This window comes from Phnomibacter ginsenosidimutans (genome assembly GCF_009740285.1).
In the GTDB taxonomy this organism is placed as follows: Bacteria; Bacteroidota; Bacteroidia; order Chitinophagales; family Chitinophagaceae; genus Phnomibacter; species Phnomibacter ginsenosidimutans.
This window is the reverse complement of the sequence record NZ_CP046566.1, coordinates 2082513-2100844: the sequence shown is the minus strand read 5'-3', so window position 1 is coordinate 2100844 and position 18332 is coordinate 2082513. Positions and strand designations below refer to the sequence as shown.

General features: G+C 45.2%; 15 protein-coding genes. 11 read left to right on the top strand and 4 right to left on the bottom strand.

The window, feature by feature from the left end; all coding sequences use genetic code 11:
- Positions 1-3 precede the first annotated feature (3 nt).
- Together GLV81_RS09165 and cmk are read left to right on the top strand one after the other, a co-directional pair.
- Positions 4-504, top strand: coding sequence for a DUF1648 domain-containing protein (locus tag GLV81_RS09165; protein WP_246186375.1), 501 nt, complete (start codon positions 4-6; stop codon positions 502-504).
- Between the two features lie 36 nt (positions 505-540).
- A complete protein-coding gene (cmk, locus tag GLV81_RS09160) occupies positions 541-1233 on the top strand; it encodes a (d)CMP kinase (RefSeq protein WP_157478600.1) in 693 nt (230 codons plus the stop codon).
- Here cmk and GLV81_RS09155 read toward each other — a convergent pair.
- From GLV81_RS09155 to folK, 3 genes are all read right to left on the bottom strand, one after another.
- The gene (locus tag GLV81_RS09155; protein ID WP_157478599.1) at positions 1230-2462 is read right to left on the bottom strand and encodes a 4-hydroxy-3-methylbut-2-enyl diphosphate reductase; all 1233 of its coding nucleotides are present in this window, start codon (positions 2460-2462) and stop codon (positions 1230-1232) included. The genes cmk and GLV81_RS09155 overlap by 4 nt on opposite strands.
- 108 nt (positions 2463-2570) lie before the next feature.
- Positions 2571-3206 carry a deoxynucleoside kinase gene (locus GLV81_RS09150; protein ID WP_157478598.1) on the bottom strand — a complete coding sequence of 212 codons (636 nt, stop codon included), beginning with the start codon at positions 3204-3206 and terminating at the stop codon, positions 2571-2573.
- A 34-nt stretch (positions 3207-3240) separates the two neighbouring features.
- Positions 3241-3753 carry a 2-amino-4-hydroxy-6-hydroxymethyldihydropteridine diphosphokinase gene (gene folK / locus GLV81_RS09145; RefSeq protein WP_246186348.1) on the bottom strand — a complete coding sequence of 171 codons (513 nt, stop codon included), beginning with the start codon at positions 3751-3753 and terminating at the stop codon, positions 3241-3243.
- A 59-nt stretch (positions 3754-3812) separates the two neighbouring features.
- Between folK and sppA the strand changes: the two genes are divergently transcribed.
- The 5 genes from sppA (at position 3813) to GLV81_RS09120 (ending at position 8390) form a co-directional block, all read left to right on the top strand.
- Positions 3813-5588: a signal peptide peptidase SppA gene (gene sppA / locus GLV81_RS09140; protein ID WP_157478597.1), complete on the top strand. Its 1776-nt coding sequence runs from the start codon at positions 3813-3815 to the stop codon at positions 5586-5588.
- Between the two features lie 43 nt (positions 5589-5631).
- Complete coding sequence (locus GLV81_RS09135) at positions 5632-6762, top strand: ABC transporter permease (protein WP_157478596.1); 1131 nt, start codon at positions 5632-5634, stop codon at positions 6760-6762.
- A gap of 11 nt (positions 6763-6773) precedes the next feature.
- On the top strand, positions 6774-7298 hold the full coding sequence (locus tag GLV81_RS09130) for a hypothetical protein (protein ID WP_157478595.1): 525 nt from the start codon (positions 6774-6776) through the stop codon (positions 7296-7298).
- 80 nt (positions 7299-7378) lie between these two features.
- Entirely contained in the window at positions 7379-8011 is a 633-nt protein-coding gene (gene pyrE, locus GLV81_RS09125; protein ID WP_157478594.1) for an orotate phosphoribosyltransferase, read from the top strand.
- Positions 8012-8033: 22 nt separating this feature from the next.
- Positions 8034-8390 carry a heavy-metal-associated domain-containing protein gene (locus GLV81_RS09120; protein ID WP_157478593.1) on the top strand — a complete coding sequence of 119 codons (357 nt, stop codon included), beginning with the start codon at positions 8034-8036 and terminating at the stop codon, positions 8388-8390.
- On the opposite strand, the gene GLV81_RS09115 is transcribed toward GLV81_RS09120, so the two are convergent.
- Positions 8379-8840: an LEA/WHy family protein gene (locus GLV81_RS09115; protein ID WP_157478592.1), complete on the bottom strand. Its 462-nt coding sequence runs from the start codon at positions 8838-8840 to the stop codon at positions 8379-8381. The genes GLV81_RS09120 and GLV81_RS09115 overlap by 12 nt on opposite strands.
- Positions 8841-8917: 77 nt before the next feature.
- On the opposite strand from GLV81_RS09115, the gene GLV81_RS09110 reads away from it, so the two are divergent.
- The 4 genes from GLV81_RS09110 (at position 8918) to GLV81_RS09095 (ending at position 18322) form a co-directional block, all read left to right on the top strand.
- Positions 8918-9352, top strand: a complete 435-nt coding sequence (locus GLV81_RS09110) for a WbqC family protein (RefSeq protein ID WP_157478591.1) — start codon at positions 8918-8920, stop codon at positions 9350-9352.
- A complete protein-coding gene (locus GLV81_RS21215) occupies positions 9265-9531 on the top strand; it encodes a WbqC family protein (protein ID WP_157478590.1) in 267 nt (88 codons plus the stop codon). Before GLV81_RS09110 ends, GLV81_RS21215 begins: the two co-directional genes overlap by 88 nt.
- An 89-nt stretch (positions 9532-9620) precedes the next feature.
- The gene (locus GLV81_RS09100; RefSeq protein WP_157478589.1) at positions 9621-14735 is read left to right on the top strand and encodes a PKD domain-containing protein; all 5115 of its coding nucleotides are present in this window, start codon (positions 9621-9623) and stop codon (positions 14733-14735) included.
- 71 nt (positions 14736-14806) lie between these two features.
- A complete protein-coding gene (locus GLV81_RS09095; RefSeq protein ID WP_197429054.1) occupies positions 14807-18322 on the top strand; it encodes a PKD domain-containing protein in 3516 nt (1171 codons plus the stop codon).
- The last annotated feature ends 10 nt before the right edge of the window (positions 18323-18332 follow it).

Genomic DNA, 18332 nt, shown 5'->3' with positions numbered 1-18332 from the left:
GTGATGAATCGTCCGAATATTTCAATACCATTTACCAAAACAGATAGCCGCTTAGAGTTGGTTATTTGGTTATTGTCTGCAGCGATATTGGTAAGTGTGATATACCACTATGCGGTGTTGCCCGAAAGAGTGCCCATCCATTTTAGTTTTAATGGACAGCCAGATGGTTGGTCTGGGAAAGAATCGGTATGGCTGTTGGCTGGTATTTATTTTTTCGTAGCCACCACATTGTTTTTTATGAATAAACACCCGCAGCAATTCAACTATTCCGTACCCATCACCGAAGAAAATGCAGCACAAATGTATCAGGTTGGGGCATGGATGGTGCGGCTAATAAGGGTATGGGGAGCTATTATTTTCCTGGGCATTCAATGGATGGTGTATGATAGTGCCATGAATGGCGGTGCCAGTAAAATCAATTACATATTAATGGTTTGTGTAGTTGGGTTGCTTTGTACGGTTGGGTGGGGCATATATCGTTTTCATATAAAGGCCCCAAAATAATTTGCCAGCTTAGCTGCACAGACAGACATTTGCAGCATGCGCAAAATCATTGTCACCATCGACGGGTACTCTTCCTGTGGCAAAAGCACACTGGCCAAAAAACTGGCCAGCAAACTGCATTACAAATACATTGACAGCGGTGCGATGTACCGGGCCATCACGTTGTATTTTTTGCGCAATCGTATTGATTGGAACGATCAGTCTGCAGTGGATAATGCCATTAGCAATATTGAATTGCATTTTGAAGTAAACGCCGATACCAAGCAGAGTGAAATATTTCTGAATGGCGAAAACGTAGAATACGTGATTCGTGATTTGGTGGTGGCTGAAAAAGTAAGTGAAGTAGCTGCTGTAAAAGAGGTTCGCACATTTGCCGTAGCAGCGCAGCAAAAGTTGGGTGATGCCAAAGGCATTGTGATGGATGGCCGTGATATTGGCACCACCGTTTTCCCAAATGCAGAATTAAAAATATTCTTACAGGCCGATCCTGCCATCCGTGTTACACGTCGCTTCAAGGAACTGCACGAAAAAAATCCGGCAGTTACCATTGAAGAAGTAAAACATAACCTCGAGATGCGTGACTATATCGACAGCAACCGGGAGATAAGTCCGCTGCGCAAAGCCGACGATGCCATCATTTTAGACAATACTGATCTTTCGCCAGAAGAAACCCTGAACAAAGCTTACGAATTGGTACTGACCATGAAGAGCAGACCACACAAAGCTTAGTCTTGCAAAAATGTTTCAGCCACTTGCTCCAGTGGCGTTGCATCAGGAAAATAACCGAGTAGTTTTTCTATCACCGCTTGCACCAATGTGTCGGGACAGCTGGCACCGCTTGTCAGCAAAATGGTTAATGGCTTTTTGGCGGGCATCCAGCCATTGGTTTGTAACTCTTGTTTATTGCGCCAATCAAAATGAACAATGCTGTTGGTATCAACAATACTGGCCGTTTCCTTGATGTAAAAAGTTGGCAGTTTCTCTTCGCACAGTTCTACCAGATGGCTGGTGTTGCTGCTATTGTAACCGCCCACCACAATAGCCAAATCAGCAGCAGTATTCAGCATTTCCCGAACGGCAGTTTGGTTGTCGTTGGTTGCATAGCACAAGGTGTCACGGGTATCTGCAAAACGCTTTTTGCCATCGGCATCGGTTTCACCAAAATGATTTTCGACCAGGGCTTTCAGGTAATCGGCAATGGCTTGTGTATCGGTAGCCAGCTGCGTGGTTTGGTTAATTACCCCAAAATGTTGCAAGTCTTTGCTAATGTCAAACCCTTCGCTGTACCGGCCTTTGAATGTTTCGTAAAACTCCGCAGCAGGTAGCTCACCAGTGATGTATTTGCCAAGGGTGATGGTTTCTGCCATATCGTTTACCACAACGGCAGGGGAGTGATGTGCCGCCCGGCTGAATGTAGCCCTGGTCTCTTCGTGCTTGGGCTTGCCATGTATCACCAGGCTATAGCCTTTTTCGCCCAGCTGTTCACCACGGTTCCACACTTTTTCTACAAAAGGGCAGGTGGTGTTGTATTTGTATGGCGAAATGCCGAGGCTGTTCAGTTTTTCTTCAATGGCAATGGTGGTGCCAAAGGCAGGAATAATCACCACATCTTCCGGCGTCAGGTCTTCAAATGGCACAATGGTTTTACCATATGAATCTTGCAAAAAGGCAACGCCATTTTTTTGCAGATCGGCATTTACCTGTGGGTTGTGAATCATTTCACTCAACAGAAAAATGCGTTTGCCCGGGTTTTCTTCCACGCAGCGGTACGCAATTTCAATGGCATTTTCTACCCCGTAGCAAAAGCCGAAATGACGGGCCAGGTATATTTTCAACGAACCAAAATCGAGCAGGGTGGGTGCAAAATCTTTCTTGAGTTTGTCTGCCGCTTTGCGGTTGGCCTTGATGGCTGAAATAAGCTGACTTCTATAAAAAGAGGGAACGTTGAATTGTTTCATATCGATGTAGGCCATTGGCCGCTGCAAAAATAACCCTCGCCGGCCAAGTACTGTTTCTTTGTTAGCAACAAGCCTGCTGCAGAAAGGTTGGTATGATATGAAAAAGCGTTAATCTGGCAGACTTACCACGTGCAGGCCTGTGTCGTAGCGTTTTTCGAGGGCATCCATAATAGCTTGCAGGTGTGCAGGATTGTTGAGAAAATCGGCCTTGCTTACATCCACCAGCAGCGTAGGTACATTGTGGTTGCGGATGTAAGTGCTGTAGGTTTCCTGAATGCTGTACAGGTATTCATCAGGGATGCTTTGCTCGTAGGTACGGTTGCGTTTGCGAATGTTTTGCTGCAGGCGGCTCACCGGTGCATGCAGGTAAATCAAAATTTCTGGCTGCACTATCTGCTGGTGAATGATATCAAACAATCGCTGGTACAAACGGTACTCTTCTTCGGGCAGGTTTACACGGGCAAACAACAGACATTTTGTAAACAGATAATCACTTACCGTAACCGTATTAAACAGGTCGCGGCTCACCAGCATATCCTTGAGTTGTTTGTAGCGTTCAGCCATAAAAAACAACTCCAGCGGAAAAGCAAACTGCTTGGGATTTTCGTAAAACTTCGGTAGAAAGGGGTTGTCGGCAAACTCTTCCAAAATCAACCGTGCATCCAGCTTTTTGCTGAGCAAATGTGCCAGCGTGGTTTTGCCTGCCCCAATATTGCCTTCAATCGTGATAAAGTGATAATCCATGTACTATGAACCCTTGGCGCAAAACAATGGAGGTTCATTCATTTTCCGGAGAAAATTTCTTCACATCCAGCGCATCGGGGCATTCCAACAGCAACTGATGGATGGATTTGTTGAGAACCGGATGTATGAAATGTGGCGCAATTTCCGCCAACGGTACCAACGTAAATCTTCGCACATGCAAAAACGGGTGTGGCACGGTCAAATCAGCTGTTTCAAGTATCAGGTCTTCATAGAGCAGTACATCTATGTCAATGATTCTTGGTCCGTATTTGATGCTGCGTTCACGGCCCATTTGTTGCTCAATGTCCAGCACTTTGTAAAGCAGTGCCGTGGCGTCGAGTGTGGTTTCAACACACAATACCTGATTGAGAAAAGCTGGTTGAGGAATATTGCCCCAGGCACTGGTTTCGTACAGCGATGATGCCTGAATCACTTTGCCTGCCTGCTCATGAATGAGTGTTTTTGCCCGGGCCAGTTGTGCCTCCCGGCTACCCATGTTTCCGCCGGTAAGTAAATAAGCTGTGTTTATAGAACGTTTGTCGGTCACGGGAGCAAATATCCTTATTTTCGGCAGCACATCCGTTTTATGCGGATTTTCAATGATATATGCGCAGTTTCCTTAAAATATTCCTGGCTACTTTTTTAGCCATTTGCCTGTTTACGTTCATCCTGTTTTTATTAGGCATCGGCATTTTTAGTGCCGCCACCAGCGAAGACACCCCTGTGGTAAAAGACAATACCGTGCTGGTGATAGACATCAGCAAACCCATGATGGAACAAAGGATTGAGCAGGGCTTGCCTATACCCGGGGCACAGTCGGAAGATATTTTGGGCCTGCATGATGTAATTGCTGCTATTGATGCCGCCGCTACCAATGCCAAAGTAAAAGGCATATACCTGGTGGGTGGCTACAATGCCAACGGCTATGCCGGCAGCGCAGAACTTCGACAAGCATTGCTCCGGTTTAAGCAAAGCAAAAAATGGTTGATTGCCTATGCCAATTACTACGAACAACGGGCGTATGAACTGGCCTCGGTTGCCGATTTGGTATACATGAATCCTGCTGGTAGTTTGGATTGGCAGGGCTTCGGTATTCAACTGGCCTTTTATAAAGATGCCTTGGAAAAACTGGGGGTGAAGCCGGAAATATTTTACGCAGGACAATTTAAAAGCGCAACCGAACCTTATCGCCTCAATAAAATGAGTGATGCCAACCGGCTGCAGCTGAGTACACTGCTCAATGAGTTGTACAGTCAGTTTTTGCAACACATTGCTGTGAGTCGCCCCAAGGCAGATACAGCTCAACTGCGTTTATTAGCCAATAACCTGGGCATGCAAACTGCCCAAGATGCAGTGGCTGCCAGCCTTATCGACAAGCTGCTATACGATGATGAAGTAAAAGAAATCATTGCTAAAAAAACCGGCGCCGCCAATATTGAAAAAATCAATTTCCTGGCGGTGAAGGAAATGATTGAAATAGCCAAAAAAGTAGAGGAAGCGCCAGCAGATAAAATAGCGGTGATTTATGCGCAAGGTGAAATTGTGAATGGAAAAAGCGGTGATGATTTTATAGGTGGAGAAACCATCCGGCAGTTGCTGCGCAAAGCCAGGTTCGATAAAAATGTAAAAGCGGTTGTGTTTCGGGTAAACAGCCCCGGCGGTAGCCCGCTGGCTTCGGAAGTAATTTGGCGTGAAATACAGTTGCTGAAAAAAGACAAACCTGTTGTTGTAAGCATGGGCGATTATGCGGCCAGTGGCGGTTATTACATCAGCTGCGGAGCCGATAGCATTTTTGCACAGCCCGGTACGCTTACCGGTAGCATTGGCGTGTACAGTATGCTGTTTGATGCCACCCAGTTAACTTCTCAAAAACTCGGTATCAGCTTCGATGAAGTGTCAACGTCAGCTTCGGCCAGTTTGGGTTCGCCATTCCGGCAAATGACAGCTGCCGAACGCCGTTTTTTTCAAAACAGTGTAGATTCTATTTACCAAAACTTCCTGAGCAAAGTGGCTGCAGGCCGCCGCATGAAGGTGGCCGAAGTAGACAGCATTGCCCAAGGTCGTGTTTGGAGTGGTACAGATGGCATCAAACATGGTTTGGTAGACAAAATTGGTACCCTGCAAGATGCCATTGCCTGTGCTGCCCGTATGGCAAAAGTGAAATCGTACAGTATAAAAGAATGGCCCGAAGTAAAATCGCTGTGGGAAAAACTCATGAGCGACAAAGACGATCAGCAAACCCAAATGGCCATGTTGCTGCAGCAACAACTGGGGCCTGAGTTTGTAACCGCATGGAAACACATGCAGTTGCTGAAACAGCAGGCTGGAACCACTCAAATGCGATTGCCATTTTTCATTATGCCTTCAACGCAGCCTCAGTAAAATATTGACTGTTGGTGCTCCACAATCTGATACTTTTGCCGGCATGAGTACAACCCCTTCCGTAAAGCCTTATAGTCAGGTAACGGCCATGCTGGCCATTACAAAAGGGGCTTTAAAAGCGATTTTCAGAAGTCCTTCTGCTGTACTGTTTAGCATTGCTTTTCCCCTCATTTTTATTTTGGTGTTTGGCTTCATTGGCGGTGGCGGTGGCATCACTACCTATCGCATTGTACTCGAGCAAAATGCCGATACCAACAACCATGTGATTGCTGCACTCAAAACCATTCCCAATGTAAAGTTTGTGCAGCCGGCATCGGATGCTGAATTGCAATCAGAACTCAAAAAAGGACGCATTACGGGTGTGCTGGGGGTTTATAAAAATGAAGCTGCCAAAGACGGTGCACATCCTTACCGCATCAGCTTTCGCTCTACGAGTGCCAGTGGCGATAAGTTGTCTACGTTTCTACCTTTTTTAGAAAATGTGGTGAGCAAAATTGATGCCCGCATTTATCCCAATAAATTGAGCTACGCATCCTTTGATGCCCCACAAATTGAAGAGGTACGCAAGTACAGGACGATTGATTTTATACTTCCCGGTCAGCTGGGTTTTTCATTGCTCAGTGCCGGTGTGTTTGGCGTGGCCTTTTTGTTTTTCAACCTGCGTCAAACCCTTGTGCTCAAAAGGTTTTACGCTACGCCTGTAAACCGCACCATGATTGTTTTGGGTGAAGGTATTGCCCGGGTAATTTTTCAGTTGGTGACGGCTGTTGTGATTATCGGTATCGGCACATTTGCTTTCAAGTTTACACTCGTCAATGGCTGGATTACTTTCCTTGAAATACTGGTGTTGAGTTTTATTGCACTGCTGGTATTTATGGGTTTTGGTTTCATTGTAAGCAGTGTAGCCAAAAACGAATCTTCTATTCCGCCATTTGCCAACCTCATTACACTGCCGCAGTTCTTACTGGCGGGTACTTTTTTCAGCATCGATGTTTTCCCAAGTTGGTTGCAACCCATTTGCCGCATTTTACCTTTGACCTACTTCAACGATGCCATGCGCAAAATTGCTTTTGAAGGAGCTCACTTGTGGGACACCGGTTTTGAAATTGGCATCATTGTTTTGTGGGGAATTGTGGTGTACGCCGTAGCTGTGAAAGTGTTTAAGTGGGAGTAAAAAAACAGACAATGAAATTGATTAAACTGGGATTGCTGAGTGTGTTGGTTTTTGGAATGCTTTTTTGGGGCATTACCTTGTTGTTTCCTGCCAATACTGTTATCAGCAGGGTAAGAAATATTGGTGCTGCTGAAACCGCATTGGCCAAGAGTTTGGAAACCAATTTGATTTCAGCAAAAACTTTGCTGGTGGGCAATGAACCCATGCTGGTGAAAACAGCTGACATTCCTTTTTATGAAAACAATTTGTTCAACAGCTTGTCGGCGCAGGCCACGCCCCATGCGGATACATTGTTTTTTCAAATAGAAAAAGATGCAGCAGTAGTAGCTAAAGGGGGCATTGCTTTTTACCAATTGCAAAGCGACAGCACCACTACGCAAATGTTCTACGTGTTTCAAACCCCTTGGTACAAACCGCTCTTGAAAATGAAAATGATGATGGCGGATAAGGCTTACGGGCCTGGCCTCGACAGTGCTTTGAAGCGATTGGAAACTGCCTGGATGCAAACGAAAGCCGACAGCACACATCAACCATAAACTGCTAAAATTTTTACTGGCAATGCCGTTTGACTGCATCGCCTCCTAAACATTGCGATATTCGCAGCAATAGCAACAACATGAAAACGAATGAAAGGGTAGTAGCCGAAAAATTGCTACAAATAGAAGCCATCCGGTTGAATGCAAACGAACCATTTACCTGGGCCAGCGGCTGGAAAAGTCCCATCTATTGCGACAACAGAAAAACACTGGGTTTTCCTTTTGTTCGTGACTATATCAAAAGCGAATTGTGCAATGTGATTTTTTCGGAGTTTCCAGATATTGATATGTTGGCTGGTGTGGCTACAGCGGGTATTGCTTGGGGTGCTATGGCTGCCGACCAACTGAAACTACCTTATATTTATGTTCGTCCAAAACCAAAGGAACATGGCTTGGGCAACCAAATTGAAGGTTACTACGAAAAAGGCCAGAAAGTATTGGTGATTGAAGACCTGGTAAGTACGGGCAAAAGCAGCTTGCAGGTCGTTGATGTCATTCGCAACGCAGGTATGGAAGTGGCAGGTATGGTGGCCATTTTTACCTATGGATTTCCGCAGGCCGCCGAAGCGTTTGACAAGGCCGGCGTACCTTTTAAAGCACTCACCAACTATCCAACGCTGATTGATTTAGCCATTGAAAGGCAAATCATTTCTGCTGACCAGCAAGAAGTGTTGCTGCAATGGAGTCAGGACCCTGCCAACTGGAAAAAGTAACGCCTATCAAACCCATATTGTTATGAAAGTTTTGTATTCATTCCTCGTGTTGTTGTTGATGACAACAGCCGCACAGGCACAACAACCCAAGCAGCAAAGAGCAGAAATAAAAGTGCCGCAAGCTACCTGTGAGCCATGCAAACAAATCATTGAGCAAATGGCGCCAAAATATGTTGACGGCCTTATCAAAATCAATGTGATTTTCAAAAGAGGCGTGGTACAGGTAACCTGGTATCCTGACCGTACCAACCTCGAAGAAATAAAAACGGCTATTGCCAATGCTGGCTTTGATGCTGATGATGTAACAGCTAATCCGGATACGTATAAAAAGCTACCGGCCTGTTGCAAAAAGCCGGAAGCAACGCCATCACCGAAATAATTTTTCCAGCATTTGTCTGGTAAAAGCGCCCTGTTGTGAAAAAGGAATTTTCCAACGGGGCTTTTTCTTTCCTGCCATGGCAAAACCTTCAATTTGATAAGGAATGCTGCCGCCCAACAACAGCTGCATGGATTGGCCCAGCAGCAATTGATTGTTTAGCTGTATGCGAACGGGTAAAGTGCTGTTGGTTAATCCCGTCATCGCAATCAACGTATCCATGTTGGCTTTGCCTGCAGGCTGATTATTGATGCTCAACACAGCTTCCACACGATTGAGTTGTACCTCAAATGCATTGGGGTTGTAAAAGGAAATGTCAACAATGCCATCCGTTGTTTGCATATCTATTGATTGCACCTGAATGGCTCCGATGCTATTGTACTGCAAAGCCTGCGGTGCCTTACAAGCAGTAAGTAGCAACAACAGGGTAGCTATATTGACCAATTTTTGCATGCCCAAAAATACAGATGCCGTAGCTTGCCCGATCACCGCTCAACCTGTCTTAAAAAATCGTCTATTCATTCCTGCGTATGATGAGGAAAATTGAAATACAATTGTTTGGCCCGATAGCTGCTTTTGCCCGTATACACGAAGTAGAAACGCTGGTATTGGAAAAGCAGGAGCATTGGCAAAAAATGGGCTATCGCAACCGCTTTCAGGTGTTGGGTGCCAACGATGTGCTGGCGATAACGGTACCGCTGCAGGGTGGGAGAGATCAGAAAGCCATGACGGCCGATTTGAAAGTTGATTATAATGGCCGCTGGATGAAAGAACACTGGCGAACACTGGAATCCTTGTACAACAGATCGCCTTTTTTTACCACTATGCACCCGGGCTGCAGCAAATTTGGGAAAGCAAACATGCTTTGCTGTGGGAGATGGCAGAGCATTCGTTGCGGTGGGTATTGCAACAGCTGCGCTGGCAAGGAAAGATTGAGTACAGTACATCCTTTACGCCCATTATAAGTGAGGATGAGACAGATTTTCGCCATCGTTTTTTACCCAAAAACAGGACACAGTATTTGTTGCCTGCATACCAACAAACCTTCGGCGAACGTTTTGAAACCAACCTGAGCATATTAGACCTTTTGTTTAACCTGGGGCCTTCCGCCAAAAACTACCTGCAACAGTTGCCCGGTACTTAAACCAAAGGCCCGATTGATGGTCATAATATGTTGAACCACTAACTACTTAAACTAGTAAATTGCGTTTTCCTATTCGCCCTCTATTTGATATGAAGCATTTGTTTGCCAGGCTGTTGCTGCTTTGTTGTTGTTGGGTTGGGCTTACCGATGCATTCGGGCAAGACTTTTCCAACAAAGGCAAAGATTTTTGGATCACATTTCCAGCTCACGTAGATGGCACAGGTGCTGTCATGGGTATTTACATTACCAGCGATAAAGCAGCTACTGGTCAGGTAGTGGCGGGCCCTAATACCATTCCGTTTAGTATTTCGGCCAATGGTCTTCGCCGGGTGTTTTTAGGCACCAATGGCGATGCTCCTAATAATGCCGTGTATTTACCTCAAACCGAAGGCATTCTTACTTCAGCCGGCATACATGTAACCAGCGATGTGCCAGTGGTAGTATATGCACATATCATTCGTTCGGCCCGTTCTGGTGCATCTCTCATTTTGCCCACGGCAGTATGGGGTAAGGAATACATTGTGCCCAGCTATAGCAGTAGTGGCGCCAGTGGTGCCAACAGTGGCTATGGAACCATAACGGTTGTGGCAAAAGAGGCCAACACTGTTGTGGGTATTACACCCACGGTTACCACCAGGGCCAATCAACCCGCAGGCACAGAATACACCATTACACTCAGTCAGCCCGGCGATGTGTATCAGGTGCAGTTTCCTAAAGATGCAGATATTAGTGGCACCAAGGTTCGTTCTGTTGCCACAGCAGGTTCTAGCTGTAAACCCATTGGTGTTTTTAGTTCAACTACCTGGTCGGCTTTTGATTGTGCCGGTGCATCTGGCGGTGACAACCTGTATCAACAATTGTTTCCGACAAGAACGTTTGGTAAAAGCTTTTTGACAGCACCTTTTGTTCGAAAAACCTATGATATTTTTCGGGTGTATGTAACCGATCCGGCAACAGTGGTTACCAGAACGGAGAATGGTGCATCCAGCCAATTGACTGGTTTGCGGCCCGGCAATTTCTATGAATTCAAAACCAACTTTCCCAACAAGATTGATGCAGATAAACCCATATCTGTGGTGCAATACATGACCAGCCAAACCTGCGGACCCGGTGGTGCCAACGTGGTACAAAGCGATCCGGAAATGGTCATTCTGAATCCGGTAGAACAAACGATAAACAACATCACGTTGTTCTCTGCACATCGTTCTTGGGTACCTTCTGGTCAAAGCAATGTAGATAAGTGCTATCTCAACATCATTATCAAAACAGTAGCGGCACCTACGTTTAGAATAAACGGTGCGCCACCCATCGCTACTTTTCAGGTAATACCGGGTACAGCCTATTCTTATTTGCAAGAAGATGTGACGAATATCAGTGTTGTGAACCCGGTACAAACATTAGTGGCAGACTCTAGCTTTTCGGCTATTGCTTACGGTTATGGCAACGTGGAATCTTATGGATACAATGCTGGTACCAACGTACGTGACTTGTTTCAGTTTATCACCATCAAAAACGAATATGCCACAGTAAACTTTCCTGCCACCTGTGTCAATTCTCCATTCAACTTTGCCATCACACTTCCGTACGAACCCACACAATTGCGTTGGCAGTTTTATGGCCGCTTCAATGATACCACCATCAATGATCCAGATTATGATAGTACGTGGGTTGTAGAAGGCAGAAACATTTACCAATACCGCCTGCCCGGAAAATATGTGCTTGCCCAAACAGGTTTGTACAAAGTGACTGTATTTGCCAACAACCCTACATCTGATGGTTGTAGTGGCGAACAACAAATAGATTATGAAGTAGAAGTGTTTGCAAAACCCAAGGCCGATTTTGTTTGGCAACATACTGGTTGCAGCACCGATTCTGTGAAGTTTATTGATGCCAGCAATGGGTTGGGCAGAACCATCAACAGGTGGCAATGGAGCTTTGGAGACAACAGTATTGATTCGGTTAAAAATCCAACCAAGAAATATTTGAATCCGGGTCAGTTTAGTGTGAAGCAAACCATTTTCACCGACATTGGTTGCATTGCAGATACCACAAAAGTGATTGATGTAACGCTGCCACCCGTAGCAAACTTTACAGTAAGTGCACCCACCTGTGTTGGCAGCAATATTGTTTTGACAGATGCATCCACAGCACCTAGTGGCAACCTGGTGAAATGGATTTGGAATTATGGAGACGGCAGAGTAGATACACTTTTAGCGAATACTCCTCGTACTATCAGTTATGCAACCGTTGGCACTTATACTATTTCGTTGATAGTGCAAACACAAACCGGTTGTAAAAGTGTTGCCTTTACCAAAACCATTACGGTGTCACCTTATCCGGTGGCCTCGTTTACCATACCTGCTGTTGTTTGTTTACCTGATGGCAAAGCGCAATTCACCAGCACCAGCACTATTTCGGATGGTACTCAGGCAGGTTTTGCATACAACTGGAATTTTGGTGATGCCGGCACTGCAACAGTAAAAGATCCGCTGCATAAATACACCACTGTTGGCCCGTTTTCAGTAAAGCTTACCGTAACTTCTGCAGCTGGTTGTGCAGATGATAGCACAATGCAACTCGTTAATGTGTTTGCACAGCCAAAAGCGGAATTTACCATGACCAATGAAGTGTGTCTGCGGGATAGTTCACGGTTTACCGATGCCAGCACAGCCAGCAATCAGGCATTGCAAAAATTCTATTGGGATTTTGGTAACGGCAAAAAAGATTCGCTGCGCAATATGGCACATTTGTATACGGCAGCCGGCACTTTCAATGTGAAGCATTGGATTATCTCAGACAAAGGCTGCCCGAGTGATACCGTAACCAAAGCACATGTTGTTAATCCTTTGCCAACCGCCAACTTCACAACTTCATCGCCGGTTTGCGAAACCAACGTACTGACATTTACGCAAACAAGTGTGGCCAATGTAGGTAGCATAACCCGCTGGCAGTGGAACATGGGTGACAACACGACTTATGATGCAACCAACGGAAACGCTTTCACCCATACCTATGCAGCATGGGGTAGCAAAACTGTAACACTGGTAGTTACTAATAGCAAGGGTTGTGTAAGTGATACGTTGAAACGAACGCTACAGGTGCATCCATTGCCTAAACCAAATTTTATAGTTCCAGAAGTTTGTTTGACAGATGCATCAGCCATTTTTACCAACAGTACTTCCATTGCAGACAATAGTACTGGCATGCAATGGGCCTGGAACTTTGGAGACGCCAATGCATCTGCCGGTAATCCTAACACTAGTAATGCGCAAAATGCACAACACAAGTATAGTGCGGTGGGCAATTACAACGTGCAGTTGAAAGTGACTTCAGCCGCTGGCTGCGTAGACAGCATTACCCAGGTGCTGACAGTAAACGGTGATAAACCCAAAGCAGATTTTATAGTAGTAACGGCCGGTAATTTGTGTACAAATCTGCCAGTTACCATACAGGATAAGTCAACTGTCAATTTTGGTTCTATTACCAAAACCGAAGTGTATTGGGAATGGCCCAACGCCAGCATCGTTACTACAGATGATACTCCAACACCGGATAAGCAATACACACATTTATATGGCAACTTTAATACACCGGCTACCAAAACGGTACAAATCAGATTTGTTGCCTATTCAGGTGGTGTGTGTGTAAACGATGTCGTGAAAACGATTACCCTTCAGGCTAGTCCAAAAGTATCTTTCGCAACCATTCCAGGTATTTGTTTGGACGCCACGCCACGCATTATTACAAAGGCAAATGATGTGGCCGGATTGCCGGGCAGTTTTGTATACAGTGGCAATGGCATTGCAGCAAACGGCTTATTTACGCCAACCATTCCGGGTGTGGGTACGCATACCATTAAATATGTTTATCAAAGTGCGGCAGGTTGTAAAGACAGTAGCACCAATACCATTACTGTTTGGCCAAGACCAACTGCCAACTTCAATGTAGACGCACCTACCTGTGTTACGCAGCAAGTGGTATTCAGAGATGCATCAGTTCCAAATCATAGCCAACTCTCTAATTGGAACTGGACGATGGGAGATGGCAACACGTATGCTAAAACAACCGCAGCAGCTTTCTCACATGTGTATGCCAACACCGGCAATACCAATATCACATTGAGTGTGATTACTGATAGCGGCTGTACGAGTTTGCCGGTTACCAAAAGCATCAATGTGCATCCGTTGCCAGTTGTGGCCTTTAGCATGCCTACGGTTTGTATGCCGGTTGGTGCGGCCACTTTCAATGACCAAAGTACCATTGCAGATGGCACACAAGCACAGTTTACTTACCGTTGGAGTTTTGGTGTAGCAGGTGCCAGCAGCACATTGAAAAATCCAACGTATAATTATCCTGCTGTGGGTACGTACAATGTAAAATTGCTGGTTACATCAAAAGATGGTTGCAGTGATTCTTTGACCCAACAACTTACAGACGTCAATCCTCAGCCATTGGCCAATTTCAGCACCACACCTGCCGAAGTGTGCTTGGGCGATGTGATTGCATTTGCCGACCAAAGCAATGCTTTGAATCAAACGATTACCAATTGGTATTGGGATTTGAAAGATGGCAGTACTGCTACCACGCAAAATACCAGCAGAACGTATGCAGCAGCAGGCACCTATGCTGTTCAGCTGTATTACCTAACCAACAAAGGTTGTTACTCTGATACGGTCACAAAAAATGTGATAGTTCATCCTTATCCGGTAGTTAATGCAGGGCCTGATTTGTTTGTGTTGGAAGGGGGACAAACAACTATTGCGGCAACTGCTACCGGTTCGAGCAATTATGTATACAGTTGGTCACCGGCTACTTATTTGAATAGTAGTACCGTGTTGCAACCTGTTACTAAACCAGCTACAGACATCACCTACACTTTGCGTGTAACAGGAGCAGGTGGTTGTAGCAGTACCGATAATGTATTTGTGAAAGTGTTGCTTGATCCGGATGTGCCAAATGCGTTTAGCCCTAATGGTGATGGCATCAACGACATTTGGAACATTAAGTACATCAGCAGTTATCCTGGTGCTATTATCAAAGTGTTTGACAGATATGGCAAACAAGTATTTACGAGCACAGGCTACAACACACCATGGGATGGTCAGTTTGCAGGGAAGCCGCTACCTGTTGGTACATACTATTACATCATTGATCCTAAAAATGGCCGCAAGCCAAGTACCGGATCTGTAACCATCGTTCGATAGAGGAAAAAGAAATGAGGAGGCTGCTGCACATATTGCTGATACTTGTTGTACTGATAACAAGTAGGAACGCAATGGCGCAATCCTATGTGTTTGCGCAATTGACGGGTACACCACTCAATACAAATGGGTGGAATTTGCAAGGCAATGCTTACCTCGGCAACACAGGTAGCAATACCGGAAATGGAGAATTGATTTTGACCAATCCGGTGAATTTCCAAAGTGGTTCAGTGTTTTATAATGTGCCCATTAATCTGGCACAATGTTCTAAATGGATTGCAGAATTTCAATTTCGCATTGCGGAAGGTTCAGCGGCCGACGGCCTAGCCTTTTGCTATTTGGATGTACCTCCGGTTGGCTTTGTTGCCGGCGGTGGCTTAGGTATTCCGGCTACTGCCAATGGTTTGAAAGTGGGCATTGATACATGGTTGAATTGCGGCACAGATGCTGTTCCTAAAATAGAGCTGCGCTGGGGAAACGGATATGATGAATGTAACGGTCAACCTACCAAAAACAACAATGATGGTTCGTTGAGTTTCATCAGAAACGGACAGTACCACACTTGCAAAATTGAATACGATAAAGGCAACATTACTGTTTCAATAAATGGTGTGCAGCGGGTAACGGGTTTTCAAACTTTCAATTTTTTAGGCTACTTCGGTTTTACCGCCAGTACAGGTGGCAGTACAGACAGACATTCGATAAAAGATGTACGCATTTACACAGAAATGCCGCCATCCGAAGCCGGAACGAATGCAGCCATTTGTAATAATTCATCTGTGCAAATTGGCGCTGCCAACAATCCCGCATATCAATACTCATGGTCGCCAGCAGTGGGTTTGAGCAGTACCAACAGTGCTAATCCCACAGTAACGTTGAGCAATACGGGCACTTCCACTGTGGTGCAGAAATATTATTTACGGACAGAGTTTGCCAACCTTCCGGGTTGTGGCAGTACAGATAGTGTTTTGGTTACTGTTTACCCTCAACCCAAGGCCAGCTTTACCGCTACCAATAATGGTTGTATCGGCAATCCTGTTTTCTTTATGAATACCGCTACGGCCCATGACAGAAACATTGCGCAATGGCTGTGGGATTTTGGCGACAATACAACTGCTGCCGGTTCTCTGCCATCAAAAGCTTACATGGTTCCCGGTGATTATACCATTCAACAAAAAATAATTTCTACTGACGGATGTGTTGACAGCAGTACTCAAACCGTTCGGGTAAGTGCGGTACCTATTCCCAACTTTAGGGTAGCTGGCGCATCATGTGTTGGAGATAGCATTCAATTAGAAGATGATTCTTTTATACCGATTGGCAACATCGAACGATGGATTTGGGATTACGGAAACCGAAGAGATACTGTCACCAGTTCTATCAATCCCAAAGTGTTGTTTAATACGAGTGGACCTAAAGCGGTAACGCTGTTTGTAGAAACCAACACCGGTTGTATGAGTAGTTTTCCATTACCAATAGAGGTGGGAGAGTTCCCGGTGGTAGATTTCAGCTTGCCTGAAGTGTGTCTTACTGATGCATTTGCTTTTTTCAAAAACAACAGTACAATACCCGGTGGCAATCTATCCGGTATTCAGTGGCAATGGCAGTTTGGCGATGGCAATGCATTGCCTGGTCAAAACACAGCTACCACGCTGGATGGGCAGCATAAATACAGTGCCGTTGGTAATTATCAGGTGCAATTGCTGGCATCTTCCGGTGTTGGTTGTAAGGATTCATTGACACAAACACTCACCGTAAACGGTGACAATCCCGTTGCCGTTTTTGATGTTATGAACAAAAACAATCCGCAGTGTAGCAATCTTCCGGTTATCATTCAAAACAAATCCACCGTCAATTTTGGTAGCATCACCAAAGTAGTGGTGTATTGGAACTGGCCATCGGCAACAGATACAACAATTGATGAAACACCATCTTTCGACAAATTGTATACGCATCAATATGCTTCTTTCAACACACCAGCTTCGCAGGATGTTGTCATTCGGTTTGTTGCTTATTCTGGCGATGTGTGTGTGAATGAAACCACTCAAACACTCACTTTATTTGCTACACCGCTCATATCATTTGAAACCATACCTGGCATTTGTGTAGATGCTATTCCGCGATTAATTGTTCAGGCCAGTGAACAAACAGGTGCTTTGGGAACCGGAGTCTATGCAGGACTCGGTATTGATGATGCTGGATTGTTTTCACCAGACATTACTGGTGCAGGAATACACATGCTGCGTTACACATTCACCAGCGATGCCGGCTGCCGTGATTCTGCAACACAGCAAATTACAGTGTGGCCCAGACCTACCGCAGCGTTCAGTGTTTTAAATCCCACTTGTGTCAACCAATCAGTTTTGTTTTCAAATGCCTCTACACCAAATGCCAATCAATTGCAGCAATGGCAATGGAACTTTGGCGATGGCAATAGCACCATTACAAATACTGGTTCAATAGTTTCCCATGTTTATCAGCAAACCGGCACCATAGCTGCACAACTGATAGTTGTAACGGATAGTGGCTGTGTGAGCTTGCCAGCCACAAGTAGTTTCCAGATACATGCCGTGCCGTTGGTAGATTTCGATTTGCCTGTGGTATGTATGCCAGCAGGGGTAGCAGCTTTTACCAATAAAAGTACCATTGCCGATGGCAGTGCTGCTCAGTTTGCTTACAGCTGGAATTTTGGCTTACCGAATGCCGTGAGTACGCTCAAAGATCCGGTTTATAATTATCCTTCTGTTGGTACTTACGCAGTCAAATTGAAAGTCACTTCAAAAGACGGTTGTAGCGATTCATTGACAAAAAGTTTGACGGAAGTCTATCCACAACCGATGGCAAATTTTGCGGTAACTCCAACAGGCGTTTGTTTGGGAGAATCCATCACTTTTGAAGATCAGAGTAACCCATTGACTCAAACCATCACTAGTTGGATTTGGCAGTTTGGCGATGGCAATAGTAGCAATCTCGCATCACCGGTCCACACTTATACTAGTGCAGGCTCTTTTGTTGCAAAGTTGTATTACATAACTGATAAAGGTTGTGTATCCGATACAGCTGAGCGGGTACCCATTATTCATCCTTACCCTGTGGTTAATGCCGGCCCCGATTTGTTTGTATTGGAAGGAGGGCAGGCAACCATTGCTGCAACAGCTACCGGCAGTAGCAATTATGTGTATCGTTGGAGTCCGGTTACGGATTTGAACAACCCGAATACATTGCAGCCGGTTACCAAACCAACGGTTGATAGAACCTATGTACTCACTGTAACCGGTGCAGGCGGTTGTAGCAGTTCCGATGACGTGTTTGTAAAAGTGTTGCTGGCGCCTGTTATACCCAATGTGTTTAGTCCAAATGGGGATGGCATTAATGATGTATGGAACATACGTTATCTCAACAGTTACATTGGTGCATCCGTAAAAGTGTTTGACAGATATGGCAAAATGATTTTTGAAAGTATTGGATACAACACTCCTTGGGATGGTAAAAAGGCGGGAAAAGAATTGCCTGTAGGTGTATATTATTATATCATTGATCCAAAGAATGGACGTAAAGCCATGAGCGGATCGGTTACAATATTAAGATGATGTTGACGCA

Excerpts from the sequence above, each read along its gene's own strand:
- GLV81_RS09115 (WP_157478592.1), bottom strand. The coding sequence starts at position 8,840 with ATGCAAAAATTGGTCAATATAGCTACCCTGTTGTTGCTACTTACTGCT.
- GLV81_RS09130 (WP_157478595.1), top strand. The coding sequence starts at position 6,774 with ATGAAATTGATTAAACTGGGATTGCTGAGTGTGTTGGTTTTTGGAATG.
- GLV81_RS09135 (WP_157478596.1), top strand. The coding sequence starts at position 5,632 with ATGAGTACAACCCCTTCCGTAAAGCCTTATAGTCAGGTAACGGCCATG.
- GLV81_RS09155 (WP_157478599.1), bottom strand. The coding sequence starts at position 2,462 with ATGAAACAATTCAACGTTCCCTCTTTTTATAGAAGTCAGCTTATTTCA.
- GLV81_RS21215 (WP_157478590.1), top strand. The coding sequence starts at position 9,265 with ATGGCAGAGCATTCGTTGCGGTGGGTATTGCAACAGCTGCGCTGGCAA.
- pyrE (WP_157478594.1), top strand. The coding sequence starts at position 7,379 with ATGAAAACGAATGAAAGGGTAGTAGCCGAAAAATTGCTACAAATAGAA.
- sppA (WP_157478597.1), top strand. The coding sequence starts at position 3,813 with ATGCGCAGTTTCCTTAAAATATTCCTGGCTACTTTTTTAGCCATTTGC.
- GLV81_RS09150 (WP_157478598.1), bottom strand. The coding sequence starts at position 3,206 with ATGGATTATCACTTTATCACGATTGAAGGCAATATTGGGGCAGGCAAA.
- GLV81_RS09095 (WP_197429054.1), top strand. The coding sequence starts at position 14,807 with ATGGCGCAATCCTATGTGTTTGCGCAATTGACGGGTACACCACTCAAT.
- cmk (WP_157478600.1), top strand. The coding sequence starts at position 541 with ATGCGCAAAATCATTGTCACCATCGACGGGTACTCTTCCTGTGGCAAA.
- GLV81_RS09100 (WP_157478589.1), top strand. The coding sequence starts at position 9,621 with ATGAAGCATTTGTTTGCCAGGCTGTTGCTGCTTTGTTGTTGTTGGGTT.
- GLV81_RS09120 (WP_157478593.1), top strand. The coding sequence starts at position 8,034 with ATGAAAGTTTTGTATTCATTCCTCGTGTTGTTGTTGATGACAACAGCC.
- GLV81_RS09165 (WP_246186375.1), top strand. The coding sequence starts at position 4 with ATGAATCGTCCGAATATTTCAATACCATTTACCAAAACAGATAGCCGC.
- GLV81_RS09110 (WP_157478591.1), top strand. The coding sequence starts at position 8,918 with ATGATGAGGAAAATTGAAATACAATTGTTTGGCCCGATAGCTGCTTTT.